Raw genomic sequence first — 18,524 nt, forward strand, 5'->3', positions numbered from 1 at the left:
TTCCAATCCCACTGCTGCTCTTCCTCACAGGTTCAAAACTTCACCTACGATCGGACGAAAGGCCTTACCCAGCTCGCGCCCCAGCCCCGGATGCTCGGGGAGCCATCTCCCGCGCCAAAGCGTATCCAGCACATCGCGAGCCGGCAATAGCGGTACAACCGCCAGCGGTTTGGCCGGAAAAGAAGACAGCCACTCCTGTCTTCCCCTGAATTTCAGATCCTTGTTGGCGATCCAGCGCAAATGCCGCCCCTCCTTCTCTAGCTGCTCCCTGAGCTCTGCAAGCTTTAGCAGCTTCGGAATTTGCCATTTGGACAACGAGGGATCGCCCACGGCAAGCACCAGGCTGGACCGGGTCAACATCTCACCAAAAGCATCTCCATCCCATTCGCTGGACAAATCGGCAATAACACAGTCGCCCTCCGCTTCGCGCAGCGCAGTGCCAAACAGCGAGGTTCGCGGATTTACGTTGCCGGATGACTGACCCGAAAGCGACAGCAATTGCACATTAGCGACTTTTTTTGCTGGATTAAGTCGTCCCCTGTATATGCCCTGGTCCAAATCGGATTGTCTCTCCCAGCAGTCCGGCAGAAGCTCACTCCATTCAGACACCGGTCCGGCGCATTCCACCGCCGTTGTCGTCCTGCCCTCGCGAGCCAGCATCCAGGCCAGCGTGAGACTCAGCGTTGTTGCTCCTGCTCCCGGAGTCAGCGACAATACGCTGATCCATTTCGGCCGGCCTCGTCGCAGCGAGACGCTTGCGCCGTAGTTCCGTTTCATACCCGCTTGCTGACCGCCACATTGCAGCATGGCTTCGCGTACCCGGCGCATGCTCTGGTGACGGCGGCTTCTGTCTGGCTCCAGCATGTCGCCCAGCAGCTGGCGCGCTTCAGCGGAGAAGCGGCCCTCCAGCTTGGCCAACAGACGCAGCTGCTCTCTGCGGCTGCTGCCCCCGATCATGCCGCCTCCCGAAGCCAGGAAATACAACAGAGCGCCTAAGCCGTATACATCGCTTCTTGCATCGCTCTGTTCGCCCTGCCGCTGCTCCGGAGAGGCAAAGCCCGCAGTTCCCAGCATGACCGTATCATGGGCCTGCCCTTCCCGAAACAGACGCGATATGCCAAAATCAATCAGCTTGACATGCCCTCCTTCTCCAATCAGGATATTGGACGGCTTCAGATCCCGATGGATGACGGGAACCGGTTGCTCATGCAGGTAGGATAGCGCATCGCAAAGCTGGAGGCCAATATCCAGCACAAGCTCCTGCTCCAATCCCCCGGAGCGGACAGCCTCTATTCCCGTAATTCCCTCAAAATAGTCCATAACCAAAGCCTCGATATCTTCATTGCCTTGCGCAGGGCAATAATCAAGCAGCTGCGGCAAATGGGGATGGTTAAGCCTCATCAGTGTAGCGGCCTCCTCCCCCAACCCCTCTCTGCTATTGCCGGATACTCCGATTTTGACGGCCCGGATCATACCTCCAAGACGCAAATCCTCTGCGGCGTATACAATGCCCATGCCGCCTTCTCCAATAATGCGCAAAATACGGTATCTGCCGCCAATGACGCCGCCTCTATTTTTGCGGCGAGATCCCGGCGATTGTTGCCTTTGCAGTGATGATGTCGTCCCATATTGTTCGTTAGTCGGTACATTTTTTGGTTCCATTGTCACATTCTCCTCTTAAGGTTTGTTTAAAGACCTCCGCTGTCACGAGCCAATAAAAAAAGCTCCGCCATTATCATGAGGGAGCTTCTTGCTTCACATAAAGGTTTACAACCAGCGCCTTGTAAAGGTCCGGCTGCGCTATTCAGTTGCTTTCCGTTACAAATTGCCCATCACTTCAATTCCGTCGGCATGGTCTAGCTGCTTTTTGGCCCAGGTGATAAATGCTTCCAGAAACGGCGCCAGTTCAGGCTCATCAGCCTTCATCTCCTCCAGCTCCGCCAAAACCCCCGTCCACACATTCTTGGGGATGGGATTATCCCAGCAAGGATCGAGCATTAGCATCATCTCGCCCGTATACGGGTCAGCAAGCGGAAATACCCTGTCAAGGGCGGGACGAATATATTCAAAGTCTTCATTGTAAATAAAAAGCATTTGCTCGGTTTCGATTGGCGGCGAAGCCTCATTCAGATACAGGGGCGACAACGTAAATCCTATATTCCGCCGGGGCCCCTTGTACCGGTAAAGAAGCACCGGAATTGTTGTTTTCTCTCCTCCGTCCATCTCACACTCTCCCTTTTGACTGGCTGCTCTAAACTCACTTTATCAAAAAAATCCCGAACAATCCGTCAAAACGAATCATTCGGGATGCTCTCCCTGTTTTGCTTGCACGAATATCCCGTTACACGATTGTCGCAGCTTTATTTTTTCTCTGCAAAAAGTGTAATTTCCTCGCGGTTGTGAAACAGCTGCTTACTTCTGAGAATAACAAACGCGGTTCCGAGTCGCTCCTTGACCTCCCGTATGCTTTGCAGCGGCTTGCGATGCATCAGCTTAACGGTAATAACCGCTTTTGCCCCCGGGACCAGCGCGTCCTTCAAATCCAGCACCAGCCTGCTCATCTGCATTGGGCTCCAGCTCATATCGCAGACCAGAAGGTCGTAAGCTCCCTTGTCCAGCTTGATCGCAGAAGCATTTTGCTTCAAATGCCGGAGCGCGGGATGGCCTTGCAGGGAAGGATGCAAGTCGGCAGGATCAACAGCCGTCACCTTTACTCCCCGTTCCAGCAGCAGCGAGGTCCATCCTCCCGGCGCGGCTCCGATATCGATCGCTTGTGTAAATCCGCTATAATCAAGCCCGAAGGTTTTCTCCGCCTCCAGCAGCTTGAATTTGGCTCGGGATATTTGACCTTCTTCCCGTTGAAAACGGATCGCGCCTCCCGGCCAATCTGACATCATGTCATATGGCGTCGCGAAACCCGCATACAGCTTGTCGCCTGACGCATATATCGAAAATATAGCTTCGGGATGCTGAACGCTGGGCTCCCCACCGGCTTCCGCCAAAACCGTCTCAAGCGCTGCTTTCGTTTCAGAAGCGCCATAGCTGAATATAGCGCCGTTGGCCTTGCGCAGATGAACAGCCGCTTTTTTCCCCTGAAAAAAGGGCAACGCGCCACGAAGTACATCGGCTAGCTTTTCCAGATCGCTACTGTCGCCAGCTGCATCCAAACTGGCCTCTATAGGCTGAATATGACGCAGAAACACAAGCTCGGAGTCAAGCAGCGAACTTATCGTGGCGGCCCGGTCCAGCGGGCTTTCCATCCAGAAAACCTCGCCCGGGGACAAAGGCTTGAAGCCGCAGCCCGGTATTACTTTTCTTATTTCTTCCATTGCATAAGGGGCGTAGCCCTGATTAGCGGTTCCAATCCATAAACTCACGATGGGTTGCCTCTTTCGTTCTGTCATATAGTGCGCCGCAAGCAGACCAAGGGTTCAAGCTTTGGCCGTGCTTGCGATTTCCTGGAGCAACGCAGTCGGCATCGGTCCGCCGAATAATTGGGAGTCCCCGGGAAGATGAAGGCTTAATTCATGATACATGCTGACGCGCCCCGCCGCGCTGGAGGTATGAATATAAATCCGGCGCGGGAACTTGCGGCTGGCGATAATATGGCGAACGACCTCCATACCCGTAGGCTGGCCCCATCCCAGGTCAAAGTCCAGAGACAAAATGTCTATGGTCTCCTCCTCCAGCAGCAAACGGCATTCTTTCGCATCCCTGGCGGGAACAAATCCCTTCGGACAAGGACGGTAATCGTCCAGATAGACATGAATCAACGAACCTCGCTCCTCCCCTGCTTCGTACCATACAATCCGCTATACCAAACCTGTCAGTTACCGGTTTGACATTGAGGACAACAATAAGCCTTTCGTCCCGCAACCGTTATTCTGGCGATTTCGCTGCCGCAGCGTCGGCACGCTTCGCCTTCACGTCCGTACACCTGCAGCTGCTCGCCAAATCCGCCCGATAGCTCATCCCCGGGGAAAAGCCGCTGACCTTTAACGCCACCGCTGGAAATCGACTGACGAATAGTGCTGCCTATCGCTTTGTACAGCGCTTCCCTCTGTTCTCCGCTTAAATCTGACACTTTGGTATTAGGGGAAATCCTTGCCGCAAAAGCGATCTCATCGGAGTATAACGGACCAATGCCAGGAAGAAGCTTGGCGTCCGTTAATGCGGATTTTACATAACCCCGCTTTTTGGACAAGCTTTCATTCCATTTGGCTGGCGTAAACCGTTTGTCCAGCGGGTCCAGCGCCTGCCCCTTAAGCCCTTCCTCCAATTGCTTCACCGACAGCACTCCGATGCTTTCGCTCTCCACGCCAGTCAGATACAGGTTTTTGTCCCCAAAGGAAATGATCAGGTCGCCTTTTATTCCTTTTGCCTCTTCGGCCGCGCAGAAATAAGGGTAGCCAAGCTCGTTAAAGGCAAAGGTCAGCCGTTTGCCGTTGTCCAGATGGAATACAATTAGTCTGTAGCGGCGTTCCACAAACCAGATGCTTGTGTCCACAAGCTCCTGCAGCCTGCTTTTCAAATGCTTTAATGCTTTGTTTTTTATAGTAAAGGCTGTAATCCGAAGGCCTGCACAGCGTTCAGCCAGCAAAGCCCGGTACAGCTCCAGCTCCGGAAGCTCCAGCATGTAAATGTCATTCCTCCCTGATTGGCGGCATGCCTGCATGCGCCGCTTGTTCACCGGTAATCCAATTGATTACGTCATCCAGAGCGGTGCAGATCAAATCAGGCCTGCAACCCGCTTTCTGGGCGTACACTTCATAATTATCGCAAGTTGTTAATCCCGTCAGCACAAGCAGCGTACCGCAGCCGGCAGCTTTTCCCGCCGCTATGTCAGTAGCCAGATTGTCGCCGATTACCCAGGTTTCCTCCGCATTGCAGCCTAATTGCTGTAGCGCATAGTCCATTAAAATAGAGGATGGCTTGCCGATCAATACCGGCTCGGCTCCGCTTGCAGCGGAAAGCATTGCACCAATCGAACCCGCACCGGGAATAAAACCGTTATCGGATGGAAGAAGCAAATCCGGATTGGTCAAAACATAGGTGGCGCCGCCTCGTATGCGATCCACCGCTAACGCTGCTTTTTCATATGTAAAGCAGCGGTCTATCCCCTGGACAACAAAATCCGGAGCTTCGCTTTGAAGATGCAACCCGGCTTCCCGCAAGGCGTCCAGCAGCCCTTCCTCGCCTATGACATGAACGGCAGCGCCGGGCTTGCAGGCCGCAACATAAGCTGCAGCAGCTTGCGCGGATGTGCAAACATCACCCGCCTCGGCGTCGATGCCCATCTCTCTCAGCCGCTCCGCCACCTTATCCGGCGATGTGGATGAGTTGTTTGTAACAAACCGGTAAGGCAAGCCCGATTTCTTCAAGCAAGCGATCAGCCGGCCGGCGTCTTTAATGGCGTGCTTGCCATGGTAGATCGTTCCATCCAGGTCAATAAGCAGCGCCTTTGCTTTGAATGGTATCAACTGTCATTCCCCGCATTCCAAATGATGCTGAACGCCTGCTTTGCGCCGCAGTCTCTCCACCCGGGCGCGCATGCCGACCGCATCGTGTTTTCGTTTTTCGCCTCGCTTGAGAAGGGTTTCCCTTTCCTCCGCTCCCCGCAGAGCCATTTCCGCAAATAGAAGTCCCTGTTGCAGATCCTTGACTCGATGCTCAAAATACATGGATAGCTGGACGCAAGCCTCCTGGGCATCCGGACCAATCCGGCTGCCGGAAATGCAGACGACCTTCTGCCACAATAACACAGCGCGCTCAAAGTTTCCAGCCTTCTTGTCACGCTCGGCAAGCTTCAGCCATAACGAGGAATCGGCCTCCTTCCCCTCCGCCAAAAGGTACAGCGGCTCAGCCAGAGAGGCAAGCCCCATTTTCTCCAGCCATAAGCCGCAGCGGACAAGCTCTTCGGCCTCCTCCGGGTAAGGAATGCGGTTAAATATTTCGCCGCTGAGCAGCAGTCCGAAACGGACGGACAAGCAAACCAGAGACAGCAAATCGCTTTCATTATGACGGAATACGCCTTCAAGAGGCGAGGGGTCGCCGCTGGCCAAATATTGAAAATAGAGACTAGGAGCAAGCGACCCCGGCACATCCTCCTCGCGCTGTATGCCAAGCCTCTCTTCTTCTACATAGCTCAGCTTGAGGGAGGGCAGCGTATTGCGCCAGATGGAACGCGACGGATGCAAAAAATCCAGATGCGCGGGTTCTTCAGAAGGCAGAGGAATGGCATTCATAATCATTCGGCTTTTGACAAGGGGCCAATCGAAGCTTTTGCCATTGTAGGTCGCAAGATGACTGCAACGGCCAATACGAAGCGCTAGCTCATGCAGCATGGCACGCTCCTCCGAGGGGTGGCGAATCAAATTTTGTTCCACGACCCAGAAGCCGCTTTCCATATAGGCCAGACCCACCATAAAAGGAACATTGCCGGTTCCCGAGCCAAGCCCTGTTGTTTCCAGGTCCAGATAGAGTATGGCTTCCTCTCCTATTTCGCCACGGCTGCCGTGGAACTTCCGCAGACCTTCCTCCGCGGATCGCCATTCGTTCAGCGTATGCGTTCCGTGGCTAAACACGCCGGGATATTGAATGCGGCGCTGAAGGTAACATCCCTTGTCCGTTTGGCGCAGGATAACGCCCATTTGCCGCCAGACCGCCTCTTCGGGGTCCACCCCCGGCTCTTGCTCCGATAAATCCGGCATAGCTGCAGCTGACTTGGCAGCTAATTTCTCGCCCTCACTGCGCAAAAGCTCCTCTTCGATGGCTGCTGCCGATGCTTCATCAGCAAGGGCCTCGGGGATTTCAGAGCCGGAATTACTCCCTCCGCCGCGAAGCCTGTTCATTCTTTCCTTGAAGCCGCTCATTCCGCTCCACCTACTTCCGTCAGCAGCTGCATTGCCTGCTCCTTGCCAAGCAAGCCAACCTCCTCGATCGGCCCCACGCATGCGGGGCAGCCGCTCAGACAGGAGCAGCGGGCGATAAGCGCCTTTGCCCGTGAAATCAGCTCGTCATGCACCTGGTACAGCCGTTCGCTTAGGCCGATTCCGCCGGGATAACGATCGTAGAAATAGATGGTTGGACGTTCGGTGTGAACCGCCTTTACCTGCGGCACGACCCGGATATCAAAAGGATCGCACATCAAGTAAAGCGGGGCGATATGCACCAGTACGTTTGCGATGCCCAGCAGCGCAAATTGCATTTCGTTTTTGCTCCGCCGCGCCGCTGCTTCCTCGCTAAAGGAAAACCAGTAGCCGCTTGTGTGCAGCTCCTCCTCCGGCAGATGAATAGGGCCCGACCCGATATTTTCATGAGTGCTCAACCTGATTTTTTTGAAAATTGTCGCTTTGGCGTTAACGGTCAATTCGCCATATTGCCGCAGCAGCTCCCCGGTTGAAGCCTCTTTGTCCACATGAAGCACCTTCAGCTCCACCGCCAGCTGCGCATCGGTGTAATATTCGACGTCAACCTGCCGCACATATGCTTTCTTCTCCGGATAATCCAGCTTCTCCACCTGATATTGGACGCCTTCATGAATATAGATGGCTTCCTCGTGGATCAGGGTGGGCGCGCTGAAACGGTCCACCTCCCCAAGCACGCGGTGCTGGCTATCGGTCAAATCAACAATAACGAAGTTTTCCTGTGCGGCGGACCGCAGCGAAATGTTGTGGGCGGGAAAGGACTGATTCATCCAATACCAGCGGTCGTCTGCATAATGCAGCACCTTCTCCTCTACCAGGAATTCCATCAAATCCTCCAGCTTTTCCCCGCCAAAAACATCTCCTCTGTTAAAAGGCAGCTCATAGGCCGCACATTTCACATGATCGATCAGAATAAGCAGATTGTCGGGATGAATAAGCGCCCTCTCCGGCGGCCGGTTGAAGAAAAAGTCCGGGTTCTGAATCATGTATTGATCCAGCGGATTGCTGCTTGCCACCATAAAGGTAACGGAGCTTTCCTGCCGCCGTCCCGCCCGGCCGGATTGCTGCCAGGTGCTGGCTACCGTGCCTGGATAACCGTTCAGGACGCAGGCCTGCAATTGCCCGATATCGATGCCAAGCTCCAGCGCATTGGTGCTGACAACGCCGCGGATTTCTCCGCTGCGCAGCCCTCTTTCGATTTCCCGTCGCAGATTGGGCAGGTAGCCGCCCCGATATCCTCTAATGGTTGACGGAGCCAGCTTGTCCCGCACCAGCTCCTGCAGGTAGGTCAGCAGAAGCTCCACCCGAACGCGGCTGCGCGCAAAAACGATTGTCTGGATTCCCTGCTTCAGCAGCAGCGCCGCCAGCTTTCGCGTTTCCAGCACGCTGCTTTTGCGGATGCCAAGCTGCTTGTTAACGACAGGCGGATTATAAAAAACAAAGTGCTTTTCGCCCATCGGCGCTCCGTTATTGTCAACCAGCGTCACCGCTTCTCCGATAAGCGCTTCCGCATGCTCTCGCGGATTGTCGATCGTTGCGGACGCGCATATAAATTGCGGCCTGGAGCCATAAAAGGCCGCTATCCGCTTCAGCCGCCTAATGACGTTGGCGACGTGGCTGCCGAATACGCCCCTGTAAGCATGCACCTCGTCAATAACGATAAACTTGAGATTTTCGAACAGCTTGACCCATTTGGTATGATGAGGCAATATGGCGGAATGGAGCATGTCCGGGTTGGTTACCACGATATGCCCGGCATTGCGGATTGCATTGCGAACCGTAGGAGGCGTGTCCCCGTCGTAGGTATGCGTCTTAATATCTACATCCATAAGGTTTGCCAGCTCCTGCAGCTCCGCCACCTGATCCTGTGCAAGCGCTTTGGTGGGAAACAGATAAAGCGCCCTTCCTTCATCATTGTCAAGCAGGCTTTGCAGGACAGGCAGGTTGTAGCAATACGTTTTGCCTGAGGCGGTCGGGGTTACCGCCACAACATGCCGCCCGCGACTGACAGCGTCAAAAGCGTCCGCTTGATGGCGATACAAGCCGTTAATCCCTCTGCCGCTGAGCGCATCCCTTAAACGCTGGTGCAGCAAAGGCGGCAGCGGCGCAAATTGGGCCTCTCTGGAAGGAATCGTCCTCCAGTGCGTTACATTGCTCATAATTTCCGCGTCGCTCCGGATATAGTCCAGCCATTCCTCAAAGCTGCCAGCCTTGCCTGTCCATCTGTTCATGCTCCCCATCACTCCTGTTTCCGTTCCATGGAGCCATTCCCCTCCCGGCAATGGCTCGTTGTCCTATATTGTACAGAATATATGTTCGGTGCGCAATGCTATTTGCCCGGCTTTTCACCACGTACAGAGGAGCGCCGGGGAATGTCGACGCAGCTTCCGTCCGTTGCGGCAAAAACAGCCGGAAATATGGCTTTTGCTTCTTCCTCCAGCTGCCATAACTCTTCATTTCCATATCTGCCGCTAAAATGCGTCATCGCAAGCCTTGCCGCACCGGCGGCAAGAGCGGCTTTTGCCGCCTCCGTCGTTGTACTATGCCCGAATTCATGAGCTTTTTCCTCCAGGCCAGCCGCAAAGGTCGCTTCATGTACCAGCAAATCGGCATTTCTCGCAAGCTCCTCCACCTGCCTGCAAGGGCTTGTATCGCCAAGTATAGCTATGACCCGCCCAGGCACCGTGCCGTCGGTAAAGTCCTCGGGCTTCACAATGGTTCCATCCGGAAGCTCCACGCTTTCTCCCCGTTTGATTTTCCCGAATACGGGACCGGATGCCAGACCGCGTTCTTTCAGCTTTTCCGCCATCAGCCGTCCCGGCTTGTCGCTCTCCGTCACGCGATAGCCAAAGCATGGTACTCTGTGCTGAAGCGGCCGCGCATCCACCTGCAGCAGATCGTCCCTGTAAAAGGCGTCCAGCTCCGCCCCATCCTCCAGCTCGATGATGGTCATCTCGTACTCTACATGCGTTCCGCTAATCGCAAAGGTGTTTTCCACATAGCTTTTAAGCCCTTTTGGCCCATAAATCTTAAGCGGAGAGACGCCGCCGTCAAATGACCGGCTGCCCAGAAGTCCCGGCAATCCAAACAGATGATCGCCATGCAGATGCGTAATAAAAATCGCTTCCAGGCGGGACAGCTTAAGCGGCAAATGAAGCAAAGCGTGCTGCGTCGCTTCTCCGGCATCAAACAGCCACCAGCCGCGAGGCTCGGGAAGCTGAAGCGCTATGGCAGATACATTGCGATGTTTTGCCGGCCTGCCTGCTCCCGTTCCTAAAAACCACATTTTCATCATATCCTGAGCGCCTCCTTCATTTTGCATTATTTGTGACATTGCTTTATGGAGAGAAAAAGCCTCCTCCATCCGAGCATGATCGGCGAATGGAGTAGGCTCAATACTGAAAAACAAACGTTAAACGTTAATTCACTTAGTTAAACCTTTTCAACATTAAAATATTGCGCCTCTGGATGCGCGAACACCATGGCGGATACGGACGCCTCGGGCTCCATCATGAAACCTTCCGTCAGCTCTACGCCGATATCTTCCGGCTTCAAAAGCTGGAACAGCGGCCCCTGGTCCTCCAGATTGGGACAAGCCGGATAACCAAACGATACGCGGATGCCCTGGTAACGCGCGCCGTGCCTTTGCTTCATCGTCATTTCCGGCGCATCGGGATACCCGCACAGCTCCCTCATCATGTGATGCACCTTCTCGGCGAGTCCTTCCGCCGTTTCCAGCGCAACAGCCTGCAGTGCATGGGAGCGCAAATAATCGCCCTTATCCTTCCACTCATTTGCCAGCTCTCTAATGCCTTGACCAGCAGTTACGACCAGGAACCCGACGTAATCCATCACGCCGCTGTCAACGGACTTAAGGAAATCCGCCAGGCAGAGATGCGGCTCAACCGCTTGGCGCGGGAATGTAAACCGTTTGATCTCTTTGCCGGGTTCAGCGGGATCATACACAATTACATCGTTGCCGCTGGATTGTGCCGGGAAAAAGCGGTACATGGCTTGCGCCCGCAAATATCCTTCCCTGCTGCCCTCCGCAAATATGGTGTCAACCGTATCCTTTAATTGCAGAGCTTTTTCGTTGCCCTCCGCCAGCAGCTTCTCGACGGTACCCTTAATACCCAAGTGATGGCCTAGCAGCATCTGCATGTTCACATAAGGCACGATATGCGAAATCGGCACGTCTCTCAAGACGTGGCGCTCACAGTCCGGCGGCGAAAATACAGGGGCGTCGGGAGAGATTTTGGAGCGAACCGCCCGAGTCAGCTGCGGCATCGGCTTCACCGTTTCCTCTTCCGCGGCTCCGGAGGCTTTGTAAGCGGCCAGCTCTTCCTCCAGCCTCTGGCGATGCTCTGGGTCCATCAGCTTGTTGGCGATGTCAAGCCCGTCCATGGCATCCTTGGCATACAGAACAAGTCCGTCATATTCTGGTCCGATTCTCGTTTTGGTAAACTTGCGCGTAAGCGCGGCCCCGCCAACCAGAATAGGCGCGTTGATGCCCGCGTTGCGCATATCCTGCGCGGTAACGACCATCTGCTGGGCAGATTTGACGAGCAGGCCCGACAAGCCGATTGCGTCGGCTTTTTCCTGGCGGTACGCTTCGATCAACTGCTCAGGCGGAACCTTGATACCGAGATTGATAATTTTGTATCCGTTGTTGGAGAGAATAATTTCCACCAAATTTTTGCCGATATCATGTACATCGCCTTTTACCGTGGCCAAAATAATTTTACCCTTGACGGAGCTTTCTTCCTTCTCCATAAATTGCTCCAGATGGCTGACGGAAGCCTTCATGACCTCCGCGCTTTGCAGCACCTCCGCAACAATCAACTCATTGCCGTTGAACAATCGGCCTACTTCCTCCATGCCCTTCATCAGCGGACCGTTAATGATTTCCAGAGGAGCATACTTTTTGAGCGCTTCGTCAAGGTCAGGGATAAGCCCTTCCTTTGTTCCTTCCACAATATAGGAAGCCAGGCGTTCTTCCAGCGTCAATGTGGAGATTTTTTCTTTTTTCTCCACCTTTTTATTGCGGAATGCCGCTACGAATGCGGCCAGCGTATCGTCATTGGTATCATAGATCAGCGCTTCGGCAAGCTTGCGCTCTTCCTCAGGTATAGATGCGTACCGCTCCAGCTTTTCCGTGTTGACGATTGCGTAGTCGAGCCCCGCTCTGGTCGCATGATACAAATAAACGGAGTTCAGCACCTCCCGTCCAGCGTCAGGCAAACCAAAGGAAATGTTGCTTAAGCCCAGTATCGTTTTGGCGCGCGGAAATTTTTCCTTGATGGCGCGAATGCCCTCCAGCGTTTCTACCGCAGATCCGATATATTGCGGATCGCCGGAGCCAACCGGGAACATATTGGGGTCAAAAATAATATCCTCCGGATTGATGCCGTATTTTTCCGTCAGCAACTTGTAGGAGCGCTCGGCAACCTCCAGCTTGGCTTCACGGGACACGGCCTGGCCCCGCTCGTCAATCAGAATCATAACGACGGCAGCTCCGTAACGATGAATGAGCGGAACAATCTGCTCAAACTTGCTTTCGCCATCCTCCAGATTGATGGAGTTGATAATGGCCTTGCCCTGCGAATATTTCAAGCCCAGCTCGATAATATGGTCGTACGTGGAATCCAGCATAAGCGGCGCCTTGATCTTTTTGACCACCTGGGGCAAAAATTGCTGCACGGCGTATGCTTCATCAATGTCGGTATCCTGCAGGTTGATGTCAATGACATGGGCTCCGCCCTTCACCTGCGCTCTCGCGATTTCCGACGCCTCGTCAAATTTCTCTTCCTTAATGAGGCGTTTGAATTTGCGCGAGCCGGATATATTGGTACGTTCGCCAATCATGATGGGGCGATTGTCTTCCTCAATAAACACGGTGTCAATGCCGGATACCGCATCAGGATGGCTTCCCATCATTTTGCGCGGCTCGTAAGCAGCCATTGTTTCGGCCATTGCCCGTATATGAGCGGGCGTTGTTCCGCAGCAGCCGCCAGCCATGTTCAGCCAGCCCTGCTCTGCAAAAGCGGCAAGCTTGCGCGCCAGCGACTCCGGCGACTCGTGGTATTGCCCGTTTTCATCAGGCAAACCCGCATTGGGGTAACAGCTGACCGCCGTGCCGGCTATTTCGCTCAGCGTACGGATATGGTCGCGCATGAATTCAGGACCGGTAGCGCAGTTTAGACCAATAGAAACCGGCTTCAAATGCTCCAGCGATATATAAAAGGATTCGATGCTTTGCCCTGCAAGCGTCGTGCCCATCGGCTCGATTGTGCCGGATATCATAAGCGGAACTTGAATGCCAGATGCCTCCATCGCGTTGCGAATGCCGATGCTGCCGGCTTTGACGTTAAGCGTATCCTGGGAGGTTTCCAGCAAAAGCGCATCGACGCCCGCCTCCAGCAAGGCTAGCGCCTGCTCGTAATAGCTTTCCACAAGCTCGTCAAAGGTTACGCCTCCCGTAACGGAAAGCGTTTTGGTGGTTGGCCCCAGCGCACCTGCTACATAACGGGGCTTCTCCGGCGTGCTGTATTTCTGTGCTGCATCAATGGCAAGCTTGGCCGCCGCCAAATTAATTTCTCTTGCCTTTTCAGGAATATCGTAATCCGCCAGCACAACGCTTGTTGCGCCGAAGGTATTGGTTTCCAAAATATCCGCGCCGGCCTCCAGGTATTGCTCATGGATGGACGTAATAACATCCGGACGGGTTAATACCAGCATTTCGTTGCAGCCGTCCAGCTCGGCCCCGCCAAAATCATCTTCATTTAAGTCAGCTTGCTGAATCATCGTACCCATCGCGCCGTCCAGAATCAATATACGCTCCTGAAACAGCTGTTGTAAGGTCGGCTTCGACACGTTGCTACACCCTTCCCGAAATCATTAACAAATAGTTTAGCAGAATCCCCTTTTGGTGAAAAGGTTTCTCATCGACATTTGATATACTTTGTTTTATACTTATTATATCATTTAATTTCTATTGGAAAAGAGGGAATGATCATGGCTGAAATTAGAATTCGCAACACAGAGGAACGTATTAAAGGAGAGGAAAACGTTCAAGCTTTCCTGAAAAGCCAAGGGGTTCTCTACGAACACTGGAATACTGCCAAGCTTCCGGCAGAATTGAAAAATAAATTTGAGCTGTCGGATGAAGAAAAAACGCAAATTCTGGAGACGTTCCAGGACGATATTAAAAACCTTGCCGCCCGGCGCGGTTATCTGACATGGGATATTATTTCCTTGTCCGATGCAACGCCAAACCTGGATGAGCTCTTGAAAAAATTTGAAAATGTGCATACCCATACGGAAGACGAAGTGCGCGCCATAACAGCCGGACGCGGTATTTTCGTCATCAAGGGCGCTGAAGAAGTAGGCTACTTCGACGTTGAGCTGGAAGCGGGAGATGTCATCTCCGTATCTCAGGATACGCCGCATTTCTTTACGCTGATGGAAAATCGCCAAATCGTAGCGGTACGCCTGTTTATTGAAACGGAAGGCTGGATCGCGCATCCTTATGCCGACGAGAAATTTCAATCCAAATAAGGGATCTGCCCGTAAATACAGGAAAGCCCTCGCTCCGGCCTATGCCGGGCGGGGGCTTTGTTTATTGACCGCATAGGTATAAATAATGGCGGGCGTCTATTGCTCCAGCAATTGCAGCAGCTCACGCAGGCTGGAAATTTCATGGCTCGGGACAATTTCATCATTTCGCACCATGCCGTGGCGGTTAATCCAGACGGAGGTCATGCCGATTGTATTGGCGCCCAAAATGTCAGTTGTCAGCTTGTCGCCAACCATGATCCCTTCCTCCGGTTCAATGCCAAGGCGCTCCAGCGCATGCTTGAAAATGGATGCCGCAGGTTTGCCTTCTCCGAATTGGCCTGAAATAATGATATGATCAAAATAAGGCAACAACTCGGGCACCCCGTCCAATTTTTCCTGCTGCAAATCCGGGGAACCGTTTGTTAGCAAAAGCAAACTGTATTTGTCCTTGAGAGCATCCAAAACGACAAACGTTTCATCGTAGACCAAAGGACGTTTCCGGCGTTCGGCCGGAAATTGCTCCGCAAGCGTTGCGCCCAATTCTTCATTATCTACGCCAAGCGCCTTAAGGCCAAGCGTCCATGCCGCCTTGCGATAACCTGGAGCAAGCGCTTGAAGCTTGCGGAACTCCTCCTGCTCGCCACCGGTAAAGTTGGCCCAAAGTCCCTCAAAAGGATTGATCCCGATCATTTTGGTAAACGGAAACGTCTCATAAGACTCGTAAAGCGCTCTCGCTTCCTTGCGAACAGCCTCCTCTAGCTCTGCCTCATCAACTCCGGCCGCCGCCGCTCCTGCCTCGCAAGTTGCCTGGAAGGCCTCCTTTACGCTGCGGTCATCCCACAGCAGCGTATCGTCCAAGTCGAATAATACCGCTTTTTTAGCCATGTTCCCCTACACTCCCGTATTTTATTTTTGCTCGAATTCGATACCGTGCGCCGAAGCAAAAGCTTCCAGCCTTTTTGCCATATCATCCGTTTTGAAACGGTTCAGCAAACGGGAAAAGGTCCAGCCGGCGCCTTTTTTAGGTCTAACGACAACATACCCCTTCAACACGGTGATTCGTTCGATATCAGCAGCTTTAACCCTTTTGTCGCCCGTAAAACGGCGCGACTGTACATAATCCTTGCCAACCGTCAAATAGGGACGGCGGAAAAAAAACAGCGCAGCCAGCAAGACATAAGCAACAATGGTTGTCCAATACATGGCTCCGCCATTAAAATTGGGATCAGTCTGCATGAGGACGTTATACGCCCCTACAAACAGCAGCAGCATAACGGGCATTATAATGTTACGACCCGTAAAACGATCCATCTTCTCCGCCCCTGGCGACATCATACTGTGACCCTGCTTTTTCCTTGCTTTATTAACGGTACTCATATTTTTACGTACTTTGCGTTCCCATGAGCGTGACACTGCCATTCCTCCGCTTCAATAGCTTAATGCGTAATGTTGTTTTCTTCATCTTCTACATATTTAATCGTGTCCAGCTGCTGCCTGAAGTTTCGCTTGAAATTATTCAGGTATTGCTGGCGCAGCTCGTCACGCTCTTTTGTTTCTTCATCGCTTAGCCCCACGGTTTTGTTCTTGCGCGACAATTCATTAATTCTGGCAATCAATTTGTCAATATCCATTACGTTTCTCCTTCCGGTCATGCTGCAAAATTCACTTCTCCTTACTTTGACACTTCCAGCGCCTCATTGTCAAGGTTTATCAGTCCTTTGCAAGCCTTTGAAGAGGCTTGCCGATTGCGTTCGAAACGCCGCTCCCCACTCCGAGACATGGACTGAAAATAAAAAAGCAATAAGGCCCGAGCGAACGCAACAGGCCTTATTGCTATCTATGTTAAGACATATGAACACAAGCATGATGAGATCAATAAAACAGCTCTTACCATTTTGGAAGAATGAGCCTTTGACCGGGCAAAATTTCGGAGCTCTGCAAGCCGTTCCGCTCCTGAATCATGTATACGACATAACGGATATCCTGCTTCCCGTCGCTATGACGATTGGCTATGCCCCAGAGCGTGTCGCCGCTGCCGACAACAACTACGGTTTCGTTCATAGAGGGCTCCGCAATCGTTTCCGGCAAAGCATTGGTAACAACAATCAGGAAGCACGTGGACAACACGGCGATCAAAATCGCGCTGACGATAGCCTTCAACATATGGCCTCTCATCCAATCGGCAATCTGCCGGATAGCGGAAAGCTGCTCCTGCGTCTTTCCTATAGCGTTCATAACATGAATGGATTTGTAGGAACTATTGCTTGAACTCATCATGATCATATTCAACACCCCAAACGTTTGTTCTGTTTTTAAGATAACACGAACAAATGTTTGCAGTCAATACAAAATGCGAACTTTTGTGCTTGAGAACTTATGTTTGTACGAACCCCGGTTCTGTGCTATAATTTGTCACAATAAGCATGAATGGAGATGATGAAGTGTCGAAGATTTCCAAACGACAAAATTCGATTCTTGAGTTTATAAAGCAGGAAGTCAAGGAAAAGGGATATCCGCCGTCCGTACGGGAAATTGCCGAAGCTGTTGGATTGCTCTCCAGCTCTACGGTACACGGTCATCTGGACCGTCTGGAGAAGAAGGGTTTCATTCGCCGCGACCCCACGAAGCCTCGCGCAATCGAAATTCTGAACCAGGATCCCAATGACAACGTCATCCCTCTTCCCGTGGCACAGGTGCCAATCGTGGGTAAGGTTACTGCCGGTCTGCCTATTACGGCAACAGAAAATATCGAGGACTATTTTCCTCTGCCGTCCCATTTTGTAGGGGACAGCAACGTTTTTGTTCTGAATGTTATTGGCGACAGCATGATTGAAGCCGGTATACATAACGGCGACTATGTAATTGTTCGTCAGCAGCAAACGGCTAACAACGGCGAGATTGTTGTTGCGATGACTGAGGATGACGAGGCTACCGTCAAGACCTTCTACAAAGAAAAGGATCATATTCGGCTGCAGCCGGAGAATGCTTCTATGAAACCTATTCTACTGCCCAATGTTACCATTCTGGGCAAAGTAATCGGATTGTTCCGCGATATTCACTGAGGCGCAGCAAGCGCTTTTCTCTGAAGGCTTTATGGAGACGATTAGCGGGGTGAGCAAGATGCTAACCTTTTACACAATATAAAGCGCAGGGTTCGGGATGCACTAGAGCATTTCCTTGGAGCCTGCGCTTTTTGTTTATTTGACGAGGAGGAAGGAAGAACAAAAAACCATCTCGCAGGAGATGGTTAAACGTCTGTGCTTCTGAATGATAGAATTGCCAACCTCATCTTTTACCCTTCGCGCTTGGGCGCTCGCAGTTGTTCTCCCAGGTCCTCGACGTATTGAGTCATTTTATTGCTGATTTCCATACGCAGCGCTTCCCGCGCAATGCCAAAACGCTCCTCGTATCCCCGGCACAAATAGCGGTGATACAGAATTCCATCCCCCGCCTCATCCGCAAACACCTTAATGTTGCGCCGCTTCAAAGAGCGCTTCAGCTCATAATATTCATCCGTCGTACGCAACATAAAGATTTCAAGACAACGAATGTTCAGATCCTTGAGGGGAAACCGCGACGCGCGGATATGCTCCATTCCCTTTTGCAGCATGGCAATAATGTGCGGAAACATAATATAATCCCGTATCATGGTCAACTCCTCCAGCGCAGGGCGGCCGCTGACGGGAATTTGGCCGCGCTGGTCATGCTGCTCCTGATGCTCCGTCAAAAGCATCTTGGATTTCCATCTTTCATTTCCATCAAGCTTGCTCATTCAAAGCCCCCCGTTTTGTGCCGTCCGCCTCTGTACACAACAGCATACAGAGCGAATGCGGTCCGCAATGACTTCAATACGATGTCCTGTCATGATGATTGACCGGCTCCACGAAACAGAACACTTGTTCCCATTCTATATGATTCATTATATCCTGGCAACCACCAAAATATCCCTGCCCGGCGCCAAAAAAAAACTACGACTGACCAATTAACATACAGTATTTATTTTCTGCCGCTTCAAGGTACTCTTGTGGGTTGCGCCGGAAA

Annotated in this window: 17 protein-coding genes; 2 read left to right on the forward strand and 15 right to left on the reverse strand. The window is 52.6% G+C overall.

Going from position 1 to position 18,524, the window contains the following annotated elements; all coding sequences use genetic code 11:
* Nucleotides 1-24 precede the first annotated feature (24 nt).
* The 10 genes from A7K91_RS06820 to metH form a co-directional block, all read right to left on the reverse strand.
* Nucleotides 25-1,662: a serine/threonine-protein kinase gene (locus A7K91_RS06820; RefSeq protein ID WP_068680981.1), complete on the reverse strand. Its 1,638-nt coding sequence runs from the start codon at nt 1,660-1,662 to the stop codon at nt 25-27.
* Nucleotides 1,663-1,818: 156 nt separating this feature from the next.
* Complete coding sequence (locus A7K91_RS06825; RefSeq protein ID WP_068680983.1) at nt 1,819-2,223, reverse strand: hypothetical protein; 405 nt, start codon at nt 2,221-2,223, stop codon at nt 1,819-1,821.
* A gap of 137 nt (nt 2,224-2,360) precedes the next feature.
* Nucleotides 2,361-3,377 (reverse strand): SAM-dependent methyltransferase, encoded by a 1,017-nt coding sequence (locus tag A7K91_RS06830; RefSeq protein WP_082967280.1) that lies wholly within the window; start codon nt 3,375-3,377, stop codon nt 2,361-2,363.
* Between the two features lie 54 nt (nt 3,378-3,431).
* Nucleotides 3,432-3,773: a cyclic-phosphate processing receiver domain-containing protein gene (locus A7K91_RS06835; protein ID WP_068680987.1), complete on the reverse strand. Its 342-nt coding sequence runs from the start codon at nt 3,771-3,773 to the stop codon at nt 3,432-3,434.
* A 53-nt stretch (nt 3,774-3,826) separates the two neighbouring features.
* Nucleotides 3,827-4,636, reverse strand: a complete 810-nt coding sequence (locus tag A7K91_RS06840; protein WP_068680989.1) for a DNA-formamidopyrimidine glycosylase family protein — start codon at nt 4,634-4,636, stop codon at nt 3,827-3,829.
* A 7-nt stretch (nt 4,637-4,643) separates the two neighbouring features.
* A complete protein-coding gene (locus tag A7K91_RS06845; RefSeq protein ID WP_068680991.1) occupies nt 4,644-5,480 on the reverse strand; it encodes a TIGR01457 family HAD-type hydrolase in 837 nt (278 codons plus the stop codon).
* A 3-nt stretch (nt 5,481-5,483) separates the two neighbouring features.
* Nucleotides 5,484-6,872, reverse strand: a complete 1,389-nt coding sequence (locus A7K91_RS06850; protein WP_068680994.1) for a ribonuclease H-like domain-containing protein — start codon at nt 6,870-6,872, stop codon at nt 5,484-5,486.
* A complete protein-coding gene (locus A7K91_RS06855) occupies nt 6,869-9,157 on the reverse strand; it encodes a DEAD/DEAH box helicase (protein WP_068680996.1) in 2,289 nt (762 codons plus the stop codon). The genes A7K91_RS06850 and A7K91_RS06855 overlap by 4 nt, the downstream gene beginning before the upstream one ends.
* Nucleotides 9,158-9,255: 98 nt before the next feature.
* Nucleotides 9,256-10,218, reverse strand: coding sequence for a ribonuclease Z (gene rnz / locus A7K91_RS06860; RefSeq protein ID WP_068681026.1), 963 nt, complete (start codon nt 10,216-10,218; stop codon nt 9,256-9,258).
* 140 nt (nt 10,219-10,358) lie between these two features.
* A complete protein-coding gene (gene metH, locus A7K91_RS06865) occupies nt 10,359-13,799 on the reverse strand; it encodes a methionine synthase (protein ID WP_068680998.1) in 3,441 nt (1,146 codons plus the stop codon).
* 141 nt (nt 13,800-13,940) lie between these two features.
* Between metH and A7K91_RS06870 the strand changes: the two genes are divergently transcribed.
* Entirely contained in the window at nt 13,941-14,483 is a 543-nt protein-coding gene (locus A7K91_RS06870) for a 1,2-dihydroxy-3-keto-5-methylthiopentene dioxygenase (protein ID WP_068681000.1), read from the forward strand.
* 96 nt (nt 14,484-14,579) lie between these two features.
* Here the strand turns inward: A7K91_RS06870 and A7K91_RS06875 are convergent, their stop codons facing one another.
* From A7K91_RS06875 to A7K91_RS06890, 4 genes are all read right to left on the reverse strand, one after another.
* A complete protein-coding gene (locus A7K91_RS06875) occupies nt 14,580-15,368 on the reverse strand; it encodes an HAD family hydrolase (RefSeq protein WP_068681002.1) in 789 nt (262 codons plus the stop codon).
* A gap of 21 nt (nt 15,369-15,389) precedes the next feature.
* On the reverse strand, nt 15,390-15,902 hold the full coding sequence (locus tag A7K91_RS06880) for a hypothetical protein (RefSeq protein ID WP_245697294.1): 513 nt from the start codon (nt 15,900-15,902) through the stop codon (nt 15,390-15,392).
* 17 nt (nt 15,903-15,919) lie between these two features.
* Entirely contained in the window at nt 15,920-16,114 is a 195-nt protein-coding gene (locus A7K91_RS06885) for a DUF896 domain-containing protein (RefSeq protein ID WP_068681005.1), read from the reverse strand.
* A 256-nt stretch (nt 16,115-16,370) separates the two neighbouring features.
* Nucleotides 16,371-16,760 carry a LysM peptidoglycan-binding domain-containing protein gene (locus tag A7K91_RS06890; protein WP_169833383.1) on the reverse strand — a complete coding sequence of 130 codons (390 nt, stop codon included), beginning with the start codon at nt 16,758-16,760 and terminating at the stop codon, nt 16,371-16,373.
* A gap of 164 nt (nt 16,761-16,924) precedes the next feature.
* Between A7K91_RS06890 and lexA the strand changes: the two genes are divergently transcribed.
* Nucleotides 16,925-17,545 carry a transcriptional repressor LexA gene (gene lexA / locus A7K91_RS06895; RefSeq protein WP_068681009.1) on the forward strand — a complete coding sequence of 207 codons (621 nt, stop codon included), beginning with the start codon at nt 16,925-16,927 and terminating at the stop codon, nt 17,543-17,545.
* A 230-nt stretch (nt 17,546-17,775) separates the two neighbouring features.
* Here the strand turns inward: lexA and A7K91_RS06900 are convergent, their stop codons facing one another.
* Entirely contained in the window at nt 17,776-18,255 is a 480-nt protein-coding gene (locus tag A7K91_RS06900; protein WP_068681011.1) for a YhjD family protein, read from the reverse strand.
* Nucleotides 18,256-18,524: the final 269 nt, after the last annotated feature.

The organism is Paenibacillus oryzae (genome assembly GCF_001675045.1).
In the GTDB taxonomy this organism is placed as follows: domain Bacteria; phylum Bacillota; class Bacilli; order Paenibacillales; family Paenibacillaceae; genus Pristimantibacillus; species Pristimantibacillus oryzae.